Annotated in this window: 17 protein-coding genes; 3 read left to right on the forward strand and 14 right to left on the reverse strand. The window is 65.2% G+C overall.

Annotation, left to right across the window (positions count from 1 at the left end):
• Positions 1-140 precede the first annotated feature (140 nt).
• From rpoH to rhlB, 6 genes are all read right to left on the reverse strand, one after another.
• On the reverse strand, positions 141-1016 hold the full coding sequence (gene rpoH, locus ACCQ09_RS19480; protein ID WP_011038853.1) for an RNA polymerase sigma factor RpoH: 876 nt from the start codon (positions 1014-1016) through the stop codon (positions 141-143).
• Between the two features lie 200 nt (positions 1017-1216).
• Entirely contained in the window at positions 1217-1942 is a 726-nt protein-coding gene (gene ung, locus ACCQ09_RS19485) for a uracil-DNA glycosylase (protein ID WP_040941936.1), read from the reverse strand.
• Entirely contained in the window at positions 1939-2781 is an 843-nt protein-coding gene (locus ACCQ09_RS19490; RefSeq protein ID WP_014506371.1) for a response regulator, read from the reverse strand. Before ACCQ09_RS19490 ends, ung begins: the two co-directional genes overlap by 4 nt.
• A gap of 8 nt (positions 2782-2789) precedes the next feature.
• Complete coding sequence (ftsX, locus tag ACCQ09_RS19495; protein WP_011038856.1) at positions 2790-3740, reverse strand: permease-like cell division protein FtsX; 951 nt, start codon at positions 3738-3740, stop codon at positions 2790-2792.
• Positions 3737-4423: a cell division ATP-binding protein FtsE gene (gene ftsE / locus ACCQ09_RS19500; RefSeq protein WP_040941937.1), complete on the reverse strand. Its 687-nt coding sequence runs from the start codon at positions 4421-4423 to the stop codon at positions 3737-3739. Before ftsE ends, ftsX begins: the two co-directional genes overlap by 4 nt.
• A gap of 75 nt (positions 4424-4498) precedes the next feature.
• Positions 4499-6220 carry an ATP-dependent RNA helicase RhlB gene (rhlB, locus tag ACCQ09_RS19505; protein WP_011038857.1) on the reverse strand — a complete coding sequence of 574 codons (1722 nt, stop codon included), beginning with the start codon at positions 6218-6220 and terminating at the stop codon, positions 4499-4501.
• Between the two features lie 198 nt (positions 6221-6418).
• Here rhlB and trxA point away from each other — a divergent pair, with 198 nt between their 5' ends.
• Complete coding sequence (gene trxA / locus ACCQ09_RS19510) at positions 6419-6760, forward strand: thioredoxin TrxA (RefSeq protein WP_011038858.1); 342 nt, start codon at positions 6419-6421, stop codon at positions 6758-6760.
• Between the two features lie 216 nt (positions 6761-6976).
• Positions 6977-8842, forward strand: coding sequence for a transcription termination factor Rho (gene rho / locus ACCQ09_RS19515; RefSeq protein ID WP_162274438.1), 1866 nt, complete (start codon positions 6977-6979; stop codon positions 8840-8842).
• 226 nt (positions 8843-9068) lie between these two features.
• Here rho and ACCQ09_RS19520 read toward each other — a convergent pair whose 3' ends face one another.
• From ACCQ09_RS19520 to ACCQ09_RS19530, 3 genes are read right to left on the reverse strand one after another with little or no spacing between them, the layout of a single operon-like run.
• Positions 9069-9941 (reverse strand): energy transducer TonB, encoded by an 873-nt coding sequence (locus ACCQ09_RS19520; RefSeq protein WP_016944236.1) that lies wholly within the window; start codon positions 9939-9941, stop codon positions 9069-9071.
• A gap of 60 nt (positions 9942-10001) precedes the next feature.
• Positions 10002-11741 (reverse strand): bifunctional isocitrate dehydrogenase kinase/phosphatase, encoded by a 1740-nt coding sequence (gene aceK, locus ACCQ09_RS19525; protein ID WP_040941938.1) that lies wholly within the window; start codon positions 11739-11741, stop codon positions 10002-10004.
• A gap of 8 nt (positions 11742-11749) precedes the next feature.
• Complete coding sequence (locus tag ACCQ09_RS19530; RefSeq protein WP_040941939.1) at positions 11750-12679, reverse strand: LysR substrate-binding domain-containing protein; 930 nt, start codon at positions 12677-12679, stop codon at positions 11750-11752.
• 102 nt (positions 12680-12781) lie between these two features.
• Between ACCQ09_RS19530 and ACCQ09_RS19535 the strand changes: the two genes are divergently transcribed.
• Positions 12782-13006, forward strand: a complete 225-nt coding sequence (locus ACCQ09_RS19535; protein WP_016944235.1) for a hypothetical protein — start codon at positions 12782-12784, stop codon at positions 13004-13006.
• A gap of 77 nt (positions 13007-13083) precedes the next feature.
• On the opposite strand, the gene ACCQ09_RS19540 is transcribed toward ACCQ09_RS19535, so the two are convergent.
• The 5 genes from ACCQ09_RS19540 to ACCQ09_RS19560 form a co-directional block, all read right to left on the reverse strand.
• Complete coding sequence (locus ACCQ09_RS19540; RefSeq protein WP_040941940.1) at positions 13084-15315, reverse strand: NADP-dependent isocitrate dehydrogenase; 2232 nt, start codon at positions 15313-15315, stop codon at positions 13084-13086.
• Positions 15316-15691: 376 nt separating this feature from the next.
• On the reverse strand, positions 15692-16252 hold the full coding sequence (locus ACCQ09_RS19545; RefSeq protein WP_040942398.1) for a hypothetical protein: 561 nt from the start codon (positions 16250-16252) through the stop codon (positions 15692-15694).
• Positions 16253-16323: 71 nt separating this feature from the next.
• A complete protein-coding gene (locus ACCQ09_RS19550) occupies positions 16324-16620 on the reverse strand; it encodes a LysM peptidoglycan-binding domain-containing protein (protein ID WP_040941941.1) in 297 nt (98 codons plus the stop codon).
• 104 nt (positions 16621-16724) lie between these two features.
• Positions 16725-17540: an NADPH-dependent 7-cyano-7-deazaguanine reductase QueF gene (gene queF, locus ACCQ09_RS19555; protein ID WP_040941942.1), complete on the reverse strand. Its 816-nt coding sequence runs from the start codon at positions 17538-17540 to the stop codon at positions 16725-16727.
• Between the two features lie 174 nt (positions 17541-17714).
• On the reverse strand, positions 17715-19019 hold the full coding sequence (locus ACCQ09_RS19560) for a M20 family metallopeptidase (protein WP_040941943.1): 1305 nt from the start codon (positions 19017-19019) through the stop codon (positions 17715-17717).
• Between the last annotated feature and the right edge of the window lie 37 nt (positions 19020-19056).

Here is a 19056-nt window from a genome sequence, read left to right on the forward strand (position 1 = left end):
GTTGCGGCCGTGCTGCGTGCATGGCGTTGCTGGGCCGATGAGACGTCAGCACACAAACGCACCGCTTGCCCGCCACGCTCACAATGCAAAACGGCCCGGAAGACCGGGCCGTTTTGTATCACTGGCAATGTCGCACCGGATCAGGCGACGAACAGCGCCTTCATCTTCTTCAGCGCGTTCGCTTCGATCTGGCGAATACGCTCGGCGGATACGCCGTACTCGTCGGCCAGCTCCTGCAATGTCACCTTGGATTCGGAATCCAGCCAGCGACGCTTGACGATGTCGCGCGAGCGCGTATCCAGACCGGCCATGCCTTCGCGCAGCAACTGCAGCTGATTGTCTTCGCTGTCGTGCCGCTCATAGGCCTGCGACGGGTCTTCCTCGTTGGCCACAAGGTAGCTCACCGGCGACGGCGGGCCGTGGTCATCGTCTTCGTCCGACGAAGCGTCGAAGCCGATATCGCGACCGGACAAGCGCGACTCCATCTCCATCACTTCGCGCTCGGAGACGTTCAAGTCCTTGGCAACCGCAGTCACTTCGGAGGCATTGAGCCAGCCCAGGCGCGTCTTGGACTTGCGCAGGTTGAAGAACAGCTTGCGCTGCGCCTTGGTCGTGGCGACCTTGACGATGCGCCAGTTCTTCAAGATGAACTCGTGCATTTCGGCACGGATCCAATGCACGGCGAAGCTGACCAGGCGCACGCCCATTTCCGGGTCGAAGCGCTTGACCGCCTTCATCAGGCCGATATTGCCTTCCTGGATCAGGTCGCCCAGCGGCAGGCCGTAGCCGTTGTAACCGCGGGCCACGTGCACCACGAAGCGCAGGTGGGAGTGAACCAATTCGCGCGCTGCGTCCAGATCCAGCTCGTCGCGGAAGCGGCGGGCCAGATTCTGTTCCTCATCGACCGACAGCACCGGGATCTGGTGCACGGCACCGATGTAGGCGTCCAGCGAACCGAGCGCACTGGGAATCGGGAGATTGTTTGCCACAAGGGCAGTCGAGGTGATCTGGTTCATAGGGCACCATCTTAGCAGTCGAGCTATTGGACTGCTGGGTACAGAAAAAGTTCCAGCGTTCCATTTATAGGACGTTCGGGTTTCCGGCGCCGGTGCTGTTCCAATCCGTGCCGCCTCGATTCAGGTGACTACGCTACCACCGTCACCGCTCGCGGATCGTGACAAATCGCCTACTTGCCAGGCGCAACGGCCCAGCCCGTTCAGCCGCCGGCGAGGCTAAGATCCAGCGCCGCGCGCGGCGGCAACGACCAGTCGATCGGGCTCAGCCCGCGCCGCTGCAAATGGTCGTTGGTCTTGGAGAAATGCTTGCAGCCCAGAAAGCCGCGGTGGGCCGACAACGGCGACGGATGCGGGGCCTTGAACACGCGGTGGCGCGCCTGATCGATCACTTTGCCCTTGGACTGCGCGTAGCTGCCCCAGAGCAGGAACACCAGGCCCTCGCGCTCGCGGTTGAGGGTTTCCACCACATGGTCGGTGAAGCCTTCCCAGCCCTTGTTCTGGTGCGCACCGGCGCGGCCCTGCTCCACCGTCAGCACCGCATTGAGCAGCAGCACGCCCTGGCGCGCCCATGGCATCAGGTAGCCATGGTCGGGGCGCGGAATGCCCAGGTCGTCCTGGATTTCCTTGTAGATGTTCAGCAGCGACGGCGGCACCGGCACCCCGGGCAGCACCGAAAAGCACAGCCCATGCGCCTGGCCTTCGCCGTGGTACGGGTCCTGGCCAAGCACCACCACCTTGACCTGCTCGAACGGGGTGGCATCGAAGGCGGCAAAGATCTGCGGGCCGGGCGGGAACACCCGCGCATTGGCGGCCTTGCGCTGGCGCAGGAACGCGGACAGCTCCTGCATCTGCGGCTGCAACAACCACTCCCCCACCCGCGCCTTCCATGACGGTTCCAGCTGGATACGCCCCTCGCCTTCGGTCATAGCGTGACGGCCTGATCCTCCAGGCGCGCCAGCCGCAGCTGGAACAGTACCTTGGTCACCAGCAGGCGTTCTTCGATGGGCTTTTGCACCAGGTCGTTGGCGCCGGCCCGCAGCAGCTCGGACTGGTTGCGCGGGTTGGTGTCGCCGGTCATCACCAGCACCGGCAGGCGGCGCTTGCCGTAGGCGAAATCGATGCGGATGCGCTCGACCACATCGCGCCCGTTGAGCTCGCCCTTGAGGGTGACGTCGGTCAGCACCACGTCGATGCGCCGCTCGGTGCGGCCCAACGATTCGGCGGTGAGCAGCGCGAACGCGTCTTCGGCAGTGAGCACATGCACCACCTTGAGGCTCTGGCGCTCGAGCATGCGCTTGGTCGCTTCGGCCACCACGCGGCTGTCTTCGATGTACAGCACGGTGGCGCCCACCACCGGCTCGGGCTGCACGTAGCCGCGGATGAAGGTCGCCAGCGCCTCGTGGCCCAGCGCCTTGTCGAAATAATCGGTGACGTACTCGGTGAAGCGGCGCTCCACCAGATGCTGCTGCGCATCGCCGGAGACCACGATCACCGGCACATAGGCCTGGCCGGCCGCTTCGCGCACGCTGCGCGCCAGCGTCAAGCCGTCGCCATCGGGCAACGACAACGAGGTGGTGACCAGATCCACCGCACCGGCCTCCAACGCGTCGCGCGCCTCGGCGATGCTGGCGCAGCCGATCACCTGCACATTGGGCAAGTCGCGCTTGAGCACGTCGGCAATCAGCTTGCGTACCAGCTTGGACCCATCGACCACCATCACACGCGGTGCGTCGCTGATCAGGTGTTTGAGATCTGGTGGATGCATGGCAGGTCTCAGGTCTCGGTGGGGCGGGTCTGACGGAGGAAGTGGCCGGTGACCAGCCAGGCACCCAGCCAACCCAGCACCAGGGTACCCACCAACACCATCGCAGAATGCAGCAGATCCAGTCCGTGCAGGGTAAAGGAACTGCCGTAGCTGTCGGCCAGCGTGGCCAGCGGCGTACGCAATGCAAACCCGGAAGCGGCGATCAGAGCAAGCGCGACCGCGCCGGCGCCCAGCCCGTACCACGCACCCAGATACAGGAACGGGCGGCGGATGAAGCCATCACTGGCACCCAGCAGCTGCAGCACGCCGATCTCTTCGCGCCGCGATTGGATATCCAGCCGCACGGTATTGCCGACCACCAGCACCGCGCCAATGCCGAGCAGGGCCGAGAGCACCTGCACCAGCCGTTCGCCGAAGTGCAGCCAGCCATCCAGGCGCTTGCGCCACAGCGCGTCGTGTTGCACCTGGTCGGTCTGCGGCAAAGCCTGCAAGGCGGCGGCCAGCTGCGCATCGTCGGTGGCATCGGCCGGGGTGACGATCAGCAGCGTGGGCAGCGGGTTGTCGCCGAGCGCATCGATCGCTTCGTCCAGCTTGGCGTTCTCGCGCAGGTCGGCCAGGCCTTGCGCGGGCGTGCGCACCGCCACCTGGGCGATGTCCGCACGCGCGCGCAGCTCGCCGGCCAGGCGCTCGGCCGCATCGGCGGCCACGTCCACCTTGAGGAACAGATTGATTTCGCGCGACTGCTGCACGCTACCAGCCAGCAGCTTGACGTTGTCCAGCGCGATCGACAGCCCCAGCGGCAATGCCAGCGCCAGCGCCATCACCACGATGGTGAGCAAGGTGGCCCACGGCTTGCGCATGGCGCGGCCCAGGCTGAAGGCGATGCTGTGCAGATGGTGGTCGATCCACACGCCGAACCGCGAGGGGGCCACCGATTCGGTATTGGCGAGCTTGCTCATTCGGCCAGGTCCTGCGGCGAGATGTCATCGATTAGCCGGCCGTGGTCCAGGATCAGCACGCGCTTGCGCATCTGCTTGAGCAGCGCCAGGTCGTGGCTGACCACCAGCACGCTGGTGCCGCGCGCCGGCAGCTCGGCAAACAGCTGCATGATTTCCGCGGCCAGTGCCGGATCCAGGTTGCCGGTGGGTTCGTCGGCCACCAGCAGGCGCGGTTCGCCGACGATGGCACGGGCAATGCCCACGCGTTGCTGTTCGCCGGCCGACAACTGCGAAGGCAGCGCCTTCTCGCGATGGGCCAGGCCGATCCGTTCCAGCGCCGAGCGCACGCGCTTGCCGATTTCCGCACGGCGGGTGCCGCGCAGGATCAACGGCAAGGCGACGTTTTCGGCAATGCTGCGATCGTTGAGCAGGCGGTGATCCTGATACACCGCGCCCACCTGGCGGCGATGCAGTGGAATCTGCCGGCCACGCACCTTGAGCAGGTTGCGTTCGCCCAGCAGCACCGCGCCCTGGCTGGGCCGCTCGCTGAGGTGGATCAATTTGAGCAAGGTGCTTTTGCCGGCGCCAGAGTGGCCGGTCACGAACAGCATCTCGCCATCGGCCACTTCGAAGCTGACATCGGTCAGCGCCTGGTGGCCACCGGCGTAATGCTTGCTGACGTTGTCGAAACGCAGAACGGTCATCCAGCGATTATGCCGGAGCGCCAGCGCTTGCGTCGCATCGCCGGTGTGCGGCGATGCGATCCATGCGGCAATACCTCAGCTGCCGGAGACCAACGAACGCAGCCTGCGTCCGATGCGGCTCAGCAACGACGGGCTGCCCGACGGCTTGGCTGCGGCACGTACCGGCTTGGCCACGACCTGGGTGGGTTTGCGCGGCGCGGCGGGGGCCGGCACGGGCGTGGATGCCACCACCGGCTCGGCACCTTCGACCGGGCGGCCGTTGCGACGCCGACGGCGCTTGCGCGGTGCGCGCTCGCCTTCGGCCGCCGTGACGGCAGGAGTTTCTGCGGCAGCAGCGACAACCACTGGCGTCTCGCTGGGCGCTGCGGCCGGATCGGCCTCGCCTTCCACGCGCGGCTTGCGACGCGGCGGGCGCGGCTTGCCATCGGCACCGGCGCCGTCGCGACGACCGCCGCCACTGCCGCTACGCGATGCGCCGCCGGGACCGCTACGGCCACCGCCACGACGCGCTTCGTCGGCCGCACGCTGCTCGCGTGCTTCGCGGAAGATCGTGCCCACGCTGTCGCCAGCGTCGTCGTCGACCTCTTCACCTTCCACTGTTGCGCGCGGTGTGCGCGGCAACGGGGTCAGCAGCTCGGTAGTCACCGGCTCGACCGGGATCTTCTGCTCGATGTAGGCCTCGATGTCCGGCAGGCTCATCGCATAACGCTCGCAGGCGAAGCTGATCGCATCGCCCTCCTCGCCCAGGCGCGCGGTGCGCCCGATGCGATGCACGTAGTCTTCGGCGTCGAACGGCAGGTCGTAGTTGTAGACGTACTTGACGCCATCGATGTGCAGGCCGCGCGCGGCCACGTCGGTGGCCACCAGGATTTCCAGTTGGCCCTTTTGGAAGCGGTTGAGCAACGACTCGCGCTTCTTCTGCGGCACGTCGCCGGACAACACGCCCACGCGGTAGCCGTGCCGCTCCAGGGTGCGCGCCACCCGCTCCACGAACGCCTTGGTGTTGACGAACACCATGGTGCGCGCGCCTTCGCTGCGCGACAGCAGGCCCAGCAGCAGCGTCTGCTTCTCTTCGTCGGAGGGAAAATAGATGCGCTGACGCACCCGCGCGGCGGTGATGGTCTCGGTCTCCACGACGAGCTTTTCCGGCTCGTTCATGTGCTCATAGGCCAACTCCAGCACGCGGTGGCTGAGCGTGGCCGAGAACAACAGCGTCTGGCGGGTGCCGCGTTCGGGCATGCGCCGCAGCAGGAAGCGGATGTCCTTGATGAAGCCCAGGTCGAACATGCGGTCGGCTTCGTCCAGCACGCAGATCTCGCAGGCATGCAGCGAGACCACCTTGTGCTGCTTGACGTAGTCGATCAGCCGGCCCGGGGTGGCGATGATCACGTCCACGCCCTGCTGCAGCAGCTCGCGCTGCTTGTCGTAGTCCACGCCACCGTAGACCAGCGCAAAGCGCAGGCCCAGGTCGGCGCCGAACTTGACCGCGTCCTTGTGGATCTGGATGGCCAGCTCGCGGGTGGGCGCCAGGATCAGGGCGCGCGGATCTTCCGGCTTGCGGTCGGCCAGCGCCGGGCGGATCAGCAGGCGGTTCATCACCGCGACCAGGAACGCCAGCGTTTTGCCGGTGCCGGTCTGGGCCTGGCCGGCGACGTCGCCGCCCGGCAGAGCGACCGGCAGGGTCAGCGCCTGGATCGGCGTGCAGCGCGTAAACCCGGCGCTCTCCAGCCCGGCGACCAGCGCCGGATGCAGGTCGAACGAGGAAAAAGTCAAATCGGTCAGCGGTTTGTCGCTCATTATTCCGTCTTCGTGAGGCGCCCTGGGCAGCCCGGGCGCGGCTTGCATCGATGCCGACAGCGTCGCAAACTGCGGCTCTTGTGGCGGACAGCGCGGCTTCAGGACTGACACTCGATTCAGTCGCGCAATGCCCCAGTTTACCGCAATGTGGCGGCCTGCCCGGTCGGGTAGGCCGTTTTGGTTTCCAGGAGACCCAACGTGAGCGACAAGGTTCAACATGTCGGCGATGCCGACTTCGATACAGCTGTACTGCAATCCGGCGAACCGGTCCTGGTGGATTTTTGGGCCGAATGGTGCGGCCCGTGCAAGATGATCGCCCCGGTGCTGGACGATCTGGCCGATACATACCAGGGCAAGCTCAAGGTTGCCAAGGTCAACGTGGACCAGAACCGCGCTTTGGCCATCAAGTACCACGTGCGCTCGATCCCGATGCTGTTGCTGTTCAAGGACGGTGAGGTCCAGGCAAGCCAGATCGGGGCAGTTGGCAAGGGCCAGCTGACCCAGATGATCGACAAGACCCTGGGCGGCGCGGCCGCCTGAGTGACAGGGCGTCCAGCCATGGGCGCCCTGCGTTTTGCCGGCAGTTAACTCCTGCTTTGGCAGACGCTTGCGCCGCTCTGCGCGGCGGTGGTAGTGTCAGTTGATCCGGCACACGTTCGTGCGCCGCCGTACCCCTCTAGAAACCTCTTCTAGACTCCCATCACCACAGTTCGCCCCCCAGCCGGGCGCTCGCACTCTTAGCGAGGAATCAAGCACTTGTCCGAGAATCCTTCCTCCGATACCGGGAGCGTTGACGCCCCCGTCGAGAAGCGTGTGCGCAAGCCACGTGTCAGCAAGACCGCCGTCGCCCATGACGACGCCGGGTCGCAACAACCCAATCTTCCCTTGCCCAGCAGCCCCGCTCCCGAGGCTCCGCGCCCCGCGCAGACCCCGTCGCCGGCAGCCGAATCGGCGCCGGCGCAGTCGTCTGGCGATGGCGGCGCAGCCCAGGCTGGGCATGCTGGCGAGCAGCACGGCGAGTCCCGCGAGGGCGGCCAGTCGCAGCAGCAGCGCTTCAACCAGGCGCAGCAGCAGCAAAACCAGAACCAGGCGCAAAGCCAGGGTCAGGGTCAGGGTCAGCAGCGCCAGCAGCAAGGCCAGGGTCAGAACCAGGGCCAAGGCCAAGGCCAGCAGGGTCAAGGCCAGAATCAGGGCCAGGGCCAGAACCAGCAGGGCAACCGCCGTGACCGGTTCCGCAACCGTCGCGACCGTGGCCGCGACCGCTTCGGCAATGAGAGCGAAGGCGGCATGCCCTCGTCCGATGGCAGCAACGAGCCGTTCATTGCGCGTCCGCATCCGGCCGTGCCGGAAGGCTTCCCGGCGTACTCGCTGAGCGACCTCAAGCGGATGCCGGCGCAGAAGCTGCTGGATATCGCCGATCAGCTCAACATCCAGGAAGGCGTGGCCCGCGCACGCAAGCAGGATGTGATCTTTGCGCTGCTCAAGGTGCTCACCCGCCATGGCGAAGGCGTTGCCGCCGACGGCGTGCTGGAGATCCTGCCCGACGGTTTCGGCTTCCTGCGTGCCGCCGAGGCCAGCTATCTGGCCGGCCCGGACGATACGTATATCTCGCCGAGCCAGATCCGCCGCTTCAACCTGCGCACCGGCGACCATCTGTCCGGCCGCATCCGCTTCCCCAAGGACGGCGAACGCTATTTCGCGCTGTCGATCGTGGACACCATTAATGGTGAGCCGCTGGAAGCGAGCAAGAACAAGGTGCTGTTCGAGAACCTGACCCCGCTGTTCCCGCGTCGGCGTTTCCGCCTGGAACGCGGCGATGGGTCCACCGAGGACATCACCGGCCGCATCCTCGATCTGATGGCACCGCAGGGCAAGGGTCAGCGTGCGCTGATCGTTTCCCCGCCCAAGGCCGGTAAGACGATGATGATGCAGCAGGTGGCCACGGCCATCACCACCAATCATCCCGAAGTGCACATGATCGTGCTGCTCATCGACGAGCGCCCGGAAGAAGTGACCGAAATGCAGCGCACCGTGCGCGGCGAGGTCATCTCCTCCACGTTCGACGAGCCGGCCGCGCGCCACGTGCAGGTTGCCGAGATGGTGATCGAACGGGCCAAGCGCCTGGTCGAGCACAAGAAGGACGTGGTGATCCTGCTGGACTCCATCACCCGTCTGGCACGCGCCTACAACAACGTGGTGCCGAGCTCCGGCAAGGTGCTCACCGGTGGTGTGGATGCCAACGCACTGCATCGCCCGAAGCGCTTCTTCGGTGCGGCACGTAACGTGGAAGAAGGCGGTTCGCTGACCATCATTGCCACGGCGCTGGTGGAAACCGGCAGCAAGATGGACGAGGTGATCTACGAAGAGTTCAAGGGCACCGGCAACAGCGAAGTGCATTTGAACCGCCGTATCACCGAAAAGCGCGTCTATCCTGCGATCGACATCAACCGCTCGGGCACGCGCCGCGAAGATCTGTTGATCGAGCCGGAGCTGCTGCAGAAGATCTGGATCCTGCGCAAGCTGCTGCATCCGATGGACGAAATCGCCGCGATGGAGTTCCTGTTGGACAAGATGAAGACCACCAAGTCCAACGACGAATTCTTCAGCTCAATGAAGCGCTGAGTCGGCCGGTATTCTCGACAAGAAAAAGCCCCGCATTGCGGGGCTTTTTTTGTGGGCCGAATTAATTGGCTCAGGCGTGAGGCCACCGCGACTTTCAACTCGTGCTCTGCGTGGCTTGATCGGTAGCACTGCGCGGCACCATCTCTTGAGCCCTGGGCGCCTGGCGTGACCATCGATCCAGTCGACCCGCATGCCGCCACGCCGCAGCGACACGGCCTTGGATTGCTCAGCCGCCTTGCAGCGGCGTCAGCAGCCGCACGCCTTCGCCACGTACCGAGAACAGCCCGCTGTCGGGCAATGCATCCGGACTGTCAGTGGCCGACGCCAGCATGCCTTGATCGCTCCATGGCGCGCTTTGGCGTGGGCCCGGCAGATAGGACCGCCAGCTGGCCTGCCGTTTTCTCAGATCGCGTATCGAGTCGGTGATATCGAAGCTCACCGGCACGCGCATGGTCCAGTAGGGCGCCGTGCGCTCGGGCCCATCGCTAGGCGGATCGAAAGTCCACGTGCGTGCCTTGGCGATTGACGCGTCGGCAAGCGTCTTGCGCACGCGCTCGCGCTTGGCCGCGGGAATCGACACGGTGAGGTTGACCTGCTCTGCGACAAGATCCGCCACCTTGCCGTCGCGGCCGATCTTCAGCAGCAGATACACGATCCCGGTCGCGCCATCCTGAAACGCCGCCTTGGGATAGCTGGGTGGTGTCATGTCCTTGGCACGCACGCTGCTGCCGTCGCTGGCCTCTCCACCGAAGTGAGCGCTGCGGATCGAAACCAGATACTGATTCTTCTCGCCAGGCTTGGCGACCAGCAGCAGACGCATCGGCAGCGTGGTTGGCAAGGCGGTGCCACTGTCGGTGACCGGATCGAAGCGCCACCCCGCAATCGACTGCCTGATCCGGCTGCGCACGGCCGGCGGCAAGCTGTCTTCATTGGTCAACGTCACCGCAGTGACCGTGCCATCCGGCGTCAGCGTCAATTCGCCCGCAACATTCATGCTGGCCTCGACCTGTTCTGTCGCCTCGCTCGTGCGCGCCGCTACCTGGCCAATCGACAGCATCCCCAACATCGCTACCAGCCCCAACCGTTGCATCCACTGCATGACCACACTCCATTCGTCTTGGAACGTCCTTTTACCAGCAGCAGGCGGCAAACGGAATCGTCACGCCAGCTTTTGGGCGTCCGCATACGGCGGCGTGTCCGGGTAATCGTCTTCGCGCAGGCGTGCCTGCAGGTCGCGCCACCACTGCGGGTCGAACAGCTCGGGGTGCATGTGCTTGACCGCTTCCAGCTGCGAGGACGGCAGGCCCATGAACAACGCAAAGCGCTCGGGAAACACGTCGCGCGGACCGACGTGAAACCAGGGCTCGGCTGCCATCTGCTCTTCATAACTGGTGGGCGTGGGCCAATCGCGGAAGGTGCATTCGGTGATCAGGCACAGCTCGTCGTAGTCGTAGAACACCGCGCGCTGGTGCCGGGTGATGCCGAAGTTCTTCAGCAGCATGTCGCCGGGGAAGATGTTGTTGCGCGCCATATCCTTGATCGCCTGCCCGTAGTCCAGCGCGGCGGCATGCGCGGCGGCGGGCAGTTGCTCGCGCAGATACAGATTGAGCGGGCGCAGGCGGCGCTGCACGTAGCACAGTGCGATCAGCACATCGTCGCCGTCTTCGCTCAGGCTCATCGCACAGCTGCTCTGCAGATCCTGCAGCAGTGCAGGCGAGAACCGCGCCTTGGGAAACCGCAGAAACCGGTATGGCTGCGCATCCAGCAGGCGACCAATGCGGTCGAGCTGAAACACCAGCTCGTATTTGCCTTCAACCTGCGCGCGGCTCATGGTCTTGGGGTATGCAAAGCGGTCGCGGATCAACTTGAACACCAACGGATAGCTGGGCAGCGTGAACACCACCATGACCATCCCCGGTGTGCCGTCGGCATGCACCAGCTGTTCGGCTGGATTGGCCTGGAAGTGGCGGAAAAACGTGCGATACCGCTCGGTCTTGCCCTGCTTGGCACGCCCCAGCATCGTGTACAGCTCGTCGATAGGCTTATGCGTGAGCAGGCTGCGCAGAAACACGACCGCATCGCCGACGGTGGTCAGATCCGCCTGGAAATAGCTGCGGGAATTACTGAACAATTGCGCGACATCGCTGCGGCGCGTCAGCACCGCTTCGGCGCGTAGACCGGCATCGTCGTTGACCAGCGCAATCACACATGGCGAAAAGCGATGTTCGCCGAACACCCGCCCCACCAGATACGCACGACGTTCGCGATAGAACACCGTTTCCAGCAATTCGACGCTACGCACCGGGTGCTCGCCCCAATGGGCAAGGTCGTCCAGCAGCCGCACCGCGATTGCCGCCGCGCAGCGGGTCCGGTGCGCATACGGCACCTCAAATGGATAATCGCCGAGCACACGCACCAGCATCTCGGTCAACCGGCCAGGCGAGACTGCGTAGGTGTGCCGCGCCACCGGCACGGTGATGGCATCGGTGGGCTCGATATCCAGCGCAATGAATTCGATCTGCGCATCCACGCCCTGGGTGCGGAAGTAACGCCGCGTCAGCGTGTTGTAGAAGGTCTTGTACAACTCCTGGTCGATCAGGCGGGTAAGCAGCTCCGCGTAATGGGTGCGGGCGCGCATCCAGAGCGCGCGATCGTGCGCCTGCCCCAGCAACACGGCGCGCAGGCGCAACATGCATTCGCTGATGTACTGATCGTAGAGCGCAATCCGCGCCACCGCATCTTCGCGTGCGCCACTCCAGTCGCGCGTTTCGAAGCGCTGCCTGGCACGCGCGGTGATCTGCGAAAACTGCGCGTGGTAGTCCTGAAACGCCTCATAGACAGCACGACCGATCGCCAGCGCGCGGCGCTCGGATTGCGGTGGTAACGGTAGTTGGTTCATGGCTGTCCTCAGCGCTTGCGGCGGCGTGTCGTGGAAACGGCGGATGCTGCCTGCTGCGCGTGCGCCGCATGCTCGCGCGCCTGCTCCTGCAGCCACGCGCGGAAGGCGAGAAAACCGCGATGCGAGGCCGAACGCGTTGGATACACCAGGTAATGCGACCAGCTGGTCTTGAGCCGTTGCGCAGACAACGCCACCAGCTGGCCGGACGCCAGCAACAACCGCGCGCGCGTTACCCGCCCCAGTGCAACACCCACACCGTCCAGCGCGGCACGATGGTGCGCTTCGGATTCGTCCAGCACCGCCGCATAGCGGCGCGGCGCTTCGCCACCGAAGGTTGCAAACCAACGCAGCCAGTCGCCATCCGGGTCGCCCAGCAGCGGCCAATGATGCAGTGGCTGCGCATCGACCCCGCCCATGCGCGCGATCAGCGCGGGGCTCGCCATGGGCACCAGCCACTCGTCGAACAAGGGCTCGGCGATCAAGCCCGGCCAGTGCCCGGCACCGATGCGCATGCCGGCATCCACCTGCTGCTGGCGCTCGAAGTCCACCAGCCGCTCACTGGAGAACAGGTTGATCTCGACGGTGGGATGCAGCGCCAGAAAGCCACCCAGACGCGGCACCAGCCAGGCCGATGCCATCGACGGTGTGATGCTCAGGGTCAGCGTGTCTTCGCGGCGCGCAGCGAACGGCTGGAACGCTTCGGCGATGGCATCCAGATGCGGTGCAATGCGATCGAGCAACTGCTGCCCCTGCAGCGTGGCACTGACGCCGCGTGCGTGCCGTTGCAGCAATGGATACCCCAAGCGTTGTTCGAGCGAACGCACCTGGTGACTGAGCGCGCTGACGGTGAGGTGCATCGCCGCCGCCGCGCGCGACAGATTGCCCAGACGCACGGCACTGACGAATCCCTGCAATGCGTGAAGCGGCGGACGCGACATGGCTCACCCTTGAATGAAATTCAACGCCGACTTGCAAAAGTCTCGCTTTTGCCTCGGCCAGCCTGCACCTACTGTGGCTTTCACTCAAGTGGGAGCAGGATCATGCGCATCTTTACCGACTTGCTGTTCCAGCACGGGCACATTGCCGACCTGACGCTTGCACAGCAATTGGCAGAGCCGGACACGGCGCTGGATGCAGCTGCGCAGACAACGCAACCTGCTTTGGTCGCGCCGGACGCTGCGCGCCAGCAGCGTGCCGAACACCGCATGGCGCGACGTGCGCGCCGCTTGGTGCGGGCGATGACGGCGTTGTCGCCATTTCGCTGAAACGACAAGGCCCGCCTCTTGGCGAGGCGGGCCTTGGAGGTAGCACTGACCAACGTACCGACAGGCGGTGCGCGGGATCAGGCCTTGAGCGTGGCCAACACGTCGTTGAAGGTCTTGCTCGGACGCATCGCCTCGCTGACCTTGGCCAGATCCGGATGGTAGTAGCCACCGATCTCCACCGGCTTGCCCTGTGCGCCGTTGAGCTCGGCCACGATGGTGGCTTCGTTCTCGGTCAAGGCCTTGGCGAGCGGCGCGAACTTGGCCTGCAACGCGGTGTCTTCGGTCTGTGCGGCCAGGGCCTGTGCCCAGTACATCGCCAGATAGAAATGGCTGCCGCGGTTGTCGAGCTCGCCAACCTTGCGCGCCGGCGACTTGTTGTTGTCCAGGAACTGCCCGTTGGCCACGTCCAGCGCTTTCGCCAGCACGGTGGCGGACGGGTTGTCGTAACGGTTGCCCAGGTGCTCGAGCGAGGCAGCCAGGGCCAGGAACTCACCCAGCGAATCCCAGCGCAGGCAGTTCTCTTCGACGAACTGCTGTACGTGCTTGGGCGCCGAACCACCGGCGCCGGTCTCGAACAGCCCGCCACCGGCCATCAGCGGCACGATCGAGAGCATCTTGGCGCTGGTGCCCAGCTCCATGATCGGGAACAGGTCGGTGAGGTAGTCGCGCAGCACGTTGCCGGTGACCGAGATGGTGTCCTGGCCCTTGCGGATGCGCTCCAGCGAGAAGGTGGTGGCCTCCACCGGCGGCAGGATGCGGATGTCCAGGCCGTTGGTGTCGTGATCCTTCAAGTAGGTTTCGACCTTGGCGATGACCTGCGCGTCGTGCGCGCGTGCCTTGTCCAGCCAGAACACGGCCGGGGTGTCGCTCAGGCGGGCGCGCTCGACCGCCAGCTTCACCCAATCCTGGATCGGCGCGTCCTTGACCTGGCACATGCGCCACAAATCACCGGCTTCCACAGCGTGCTCGAACACGGTGCTGCCGTTGCCATCGGTGACCTTGACGGTGCCAGCGGCGGCCATCTGGAAGGTCTTGTCGTGCGAGCCGTATTCTTCGGCCTTCTGCGCCATCAGGCCGACGTTGGGCACCGAGCCCATCGTGGCCGGGTCGAAGGCGCCATGCGTGCGGCAGTCGTCGATCACCGCTTGATACACGCCGGCATAGCAACGGTCCGGGATCACTGCCTTGGTATCCTGCAGCTTGCCGTCGGCATTCCACATCTGGCCGGAGTCGCGGATCATCGCCGGCATCGAGGCGTCGACGATCACGTCGCTGGGCACATGCAGATTGGTGATGCCCTTGTCCGAGTTGACCATTGCCAACCCCGGGCGCTGGGCGTACTCGGCCTGCACGTCGGCCTTGATCTGCGCCTGCACGTCATCTGGCAGCGTGCCGATGCGTGCGTACAGATCACCGATGCCGTTGTTGGGGTCGAAGCCAACCGACTTCAGCACGTCGGCATGCTTGCTCAACGCACTCTTGTAGAACTCACCCACGACCACGCCGAACAGCACCGGGTCGGAAACTTTCATCATGGTGGCTTTCAGATGCACCGAGAACAGCACGTCTTTGGCCTTCGCGTCGGCGATCTGCGCATCAATGAAACTGGCCAGTGCGCGCTTGCTCAGCACGGCGGCATCGACGATCTCGCCGGCCTTCACTGCAACGGCGTCCTTGAGCACCTTGCTGCTGCCGTCGGCACCGACGAATTCAATCTTCAGCGTGCCGGCCTGCGCCAGCGTGGTGGACTGTTCGCTGCCGAAGAAGTCGCCGTTGTCCATGTGCGCCACATGCGACTTGGACTCGCTGCTCCACTTGCCCATGCGGTGCGGATGCTTGCGTGCATAGTTCTTCACCGACAGCGGTGCGCGGCGATCGGAATTGCCTTCGCGCAGCACCGGATTCACCGCACTGCCCTTGACCTTGTCGTAGCGCGTCTTGATGTCCTGCTCGGCGGCATCCTTGGGTTCATCCGGATACGCCGGCAACGCGTAGCCCTGGCTCTGCAGTTCCTTGATCGCGGCCTTGAGCTGCGGCACCGAGGCGCTGATGTTGGGCAACTTGATGATGTTGGCTTCGGGCGTGGTGGCCAGCGCGCCCAGTTCGGCCAGATCGTCGGCAATTTTCTGCGCGTCGGTCAGTTGCTCCGGGAACAGGGCCAGGATGCGTCCGGCCAGCGAAATGTCGCGGGTCTCGACCACGATCCCGGCGGTATCGGTGTAGGCATCGATGATCGGCAGCAGCGACTGCGTGGCCAGGAAGGGTGCTTCGTCGGTGAGCGTGTAGATGATCTTCGGTGTCTTCGACATGAGGTGCGATAGCTCTTGTGGTCGGGAGGAGCACCGGTCCGCACGGCGGTGGCCGTGGGCGTGCGCGACGGTGGTCGCTGGTGGCACGCCGAGCGGCCGACGCGCGTGGACGCGGCGATGGATCAGCACGGCATTGTCGCGTCTGGGCCTTGCCCGGGTAAAGCGACCACAGGCGGATGCTTCATCCCGCCACGCGTCCAATCGCTATCGATGCAGGTGTAACGAAATGCAAACGCTGCCGCGCAGACGCACACAGCCACAAAAAAAGGCGCGACCTTGCGATCGCGCCTCAGGTCCCACGCTGCGGGAGAGAGTCGCAGCATGGGTGAGCTTGATTGACACCTGCGCGCGTACTGGCCGCGCAGCACGCTGCGGCTTATTTCACGGTGAAGGTCTGCGGGCTGCCGGCCGGCTTGCCGTCGACCATGACCTGCGCGGTGTAGCTACCGGCCGGCCAGCCATCGGGCTTGCTGAAGCTCAGGTTGGTGGTTTCGGCGCCGGTGGTGGTCAGTGTCGCGTTCTGCTCGCCCGCCACCTGCCCGTCCTGGAAGGTCAGCTTGGCCGAGACCGGCACATTGCTGGCGCTGCCATCGGTCTTCACCGAAACGATGATGGTGTCCTTGTTGCCCAGTGTGGTGGCCGGCGTCACGCTCTTGTCGGCGCCCGCCTTGTTCCCCACTGCCACGCTGGACACCGTGACCGCCGCGCCACTGGCTGCGGCCGTATCGGTGCTGGCGGCGCCGGTGGCAGTGCCCTGCGCGGCCTGGTCACCGGCCGGCGGTGTGCTCGCGGGGCCTGGAATGTCGGAGGTTGCGGCGCCGGAGGTTGGATCCTGCGACACGCTGGAATCGTCATGGGCTTCCTTGCGACAGCCGGACAGTGCCAGAACGCCGGCAAGTGCGAGGACCAAGGTGCTGGATGCAGATTTGCTACGCATGGGATCGATCTCCAAGAGTCACGGTAAGGGTGTGTGCAACAGGCCGCGGCAATGCGCAGGTAGCGTGGTGGCTACGCTTTCGGCGGTAAGCGCAACACCTGGCCCGGAAAGATCGTGTCGGGATCTTTCAGCGTGTCGCGGTTGGCTTCGAAGATGCGTGGCCACAAGTTGCCGTCGCCGTAATGGCGCTTGGCGATCACCGACAGGCTGTCGCCTGCCTGCACGGTCACCGACTCGTCGCCGATGATTTGCGCGGTGCTTTCCACGCTGGAACGTACATTGGAAAAATCCGGCGATGGCACGACCTCCGCGGTGCTGTCGACCGTGGACGTGACATTGGAAAAATCTGCTTTCTTGTCGACATTCATTGCCGCGCTCCCTGTCCATCACGATGATGCGCAGGGTGCGCGGAGCGCCGTTAAGTGCTGATCGCGCCGCCGTGAAGCCGGCGCGAGTACCCACAATGTGCGCCTTACTGGCGCAGATCGCGGAAGATCGATAGCGGCGTGGGCACCTGCGGCGAGGTGCGCACCGGATTGATGTCGAGTCCGCCACGGCGGGTATAGCGTGCTTCCACCACCAACCATTGCGGCGCGCAACGCACCAGCAGGTCCTGAAAAATGCGCTCCACGCATTGTTCGTGGAAATCGGCGTGGTCGCGGAAGCTGACCAGATAACGTAGCAATCCTTCGCGCTCAATCGGCGCGCCGCGGTAGCGCAGCGTGACGCTGGCCCAATCCGGTTGCCCGGTGACCGGGCAGTTGGACTTGAGTAATGCAGAGGTCAGCACTTCCTCCACCACCTTGCCTGCGTGGGTGGACAGATAGTCGGCCTTGGGCGGGCCGTAATCGTCGATGGCGATATCCAGCGCATCGATCGATTCGCCCTCGCCCACCGCATCGATCGGCGGCAATCCGAATTCCACCGATACATCGGCGCCGGCGCGTGTGGACAGATCAGTGGCGATGCGTGCACGTACGGCTTCGGCGCTGTTGAAGCGCGTGGCGTTGAGCGAGTTCAGATACAACTTGAGCGACTTGGATTCGATCAACGCCGGCGACTCGCACGGCACGTGCAAGGTGGCGGTGGCCACGCATGGTTTGCCGTGCGCATCCAGCCAGCTCAGTTCGTAGGCATGCCAGCGATCGCGGCCGACAAATGGCAGCGCTCCGCGCAGGCCGATGGCCGCGCGCCCGGCTGCACGCGGGATCGGAAACAGCAGTGACGGGTCGTAGCCGCTCGGGTAGGCGACTTCGCGACCGAGGGAAGAGTCTTCTGGGGTATTCATGCCGCCATTTTAGGGCGGCCGGGCTGGCCGTGAGGTGTATGGCGACGCGGGCGCAATCACCTGGATCGCCGCGGCGATCGGGCCGCGTCACGCGGCCCGTCGCCTAGCGGCACGTCCCCTGAAAACCGGGAATCGCCCAACCGCAGCCGATTCCCGCTTCCCGCTTCTCCAGCCTCAGCCCTGCTGCAGATAATCCAGCGACACCTGCAACAGCGCACGCAGGCCGACATCCAGCGCCGATTCGTCCAGCAGGAACTGCGGCGAGTGGTTGCTGGGCGCGGTGGCCGGGTCGATGCCCTTGGCGGTGGAGCCGACGAAGAAGAACATCGACGGTACCTGCTGGGCGTAGAACGAGAAATCTTCCGCGCCCATCTGCAACGGCGGCTCGTAGACGTTGTCCGCGCCCACCACGGCCTGCAGGCTGGGCAGCATCTTGGCCGTCAGGGCCGGGTCGTTGACGGTGGCCGGGTTGCCGTCCTGGTCGGGCACCTGCGCCTCGACCTTGGCGCCATGCGCGGCGGCGGTGTGTTCGGCCACGGTCTTGAGGTCGGCAAAGATCTGCTGGCGCATGCCTTCGTCGAAGGTGCGGATGGTGCCCACCATCTCCACGTCGTCGGGGATGATGTTGTAGCGGATACCGCCCTTGATCGCGCCGAAGCTGACCACCGCCGGCTGCTTGGACAGATTGGCGCGGCGGCTGACCACGGTCTGCGCGGTGCCGATCATGTCGGCGCTGGCCACGATCGGGTCGATGCCGTTCCACGGTGCCGAGCCGTGGGTCTGGCGGCCGATCATCTTGATCGCAAACCGGTCCGAGGCCGCCATCAGCGGGCCGCCGCGCACCGCGATCTTGCCGGCCTGCACGCTGGAGAACACATGCAGGCCAAACACCGCCTGCGGCTTGAAGTCGGCAAACAGGCCTTCTTTGAGCATCAGCGAGGCGCCGCCTTCTTCATTGCCCGGCGCGCCTTCCTCGGAGGGCTGGAAGATCAGCATCACCTCGCCCGGCAATTGTTCGCGCATGCCCACCAGGGCCTCGGCCACGCCGAGCAGGATGGCGGTGTGGGCATCGTGGCCGCAGGCGTGCATCACCCCCACGGTCTCGCCGCGGTACTGGGAGGTGGCCTTGGAGGCGAACGGCAGGCCGGTCTGTTCGGTGACCGGCAGCGCGTCCATGTCCGCGCGCAGGGCGATCTTCGGGCCGGGCTTGCCGCCCTTGATGATGGCCACCACGCCGTGATGGGCGATGCCGGTGCGCGGCTTCAGGCCCAGCTTGCGCAACTGCGCGGCCACGGTGGCGGCGGTGCGCTCCTCGCGGTTGGACAACTCCGGGTGCTGGTGGAAGTCGCGGCGCCACTGCACCACCTTGGCCTGCAAGGGCGCCGCAGCCGCCTGGACTTCGGGCCGGGGCGCGGCCTGGGCGGCGGCAAGCGTGGGCAGGGCAAGCAGCAGGGCGCTGGTGAGCAGGCGATGGCGCATTGAACATTCTCCAATCGGGATGCCTCACTGTAGTGCA

It is taken from the genome of Xanthomonas sp. NCPPB 2586 (assembly GCF_041475775.2).
In the GTDB taxonomy this organism is placed as follows: domain Bacteria; phylum Pseudomonadota; class Gammaproteobacteria; order Xanthomonadales; family Xanthomonadaceae; genus Xanthomonas; species Xanthomonas campestris.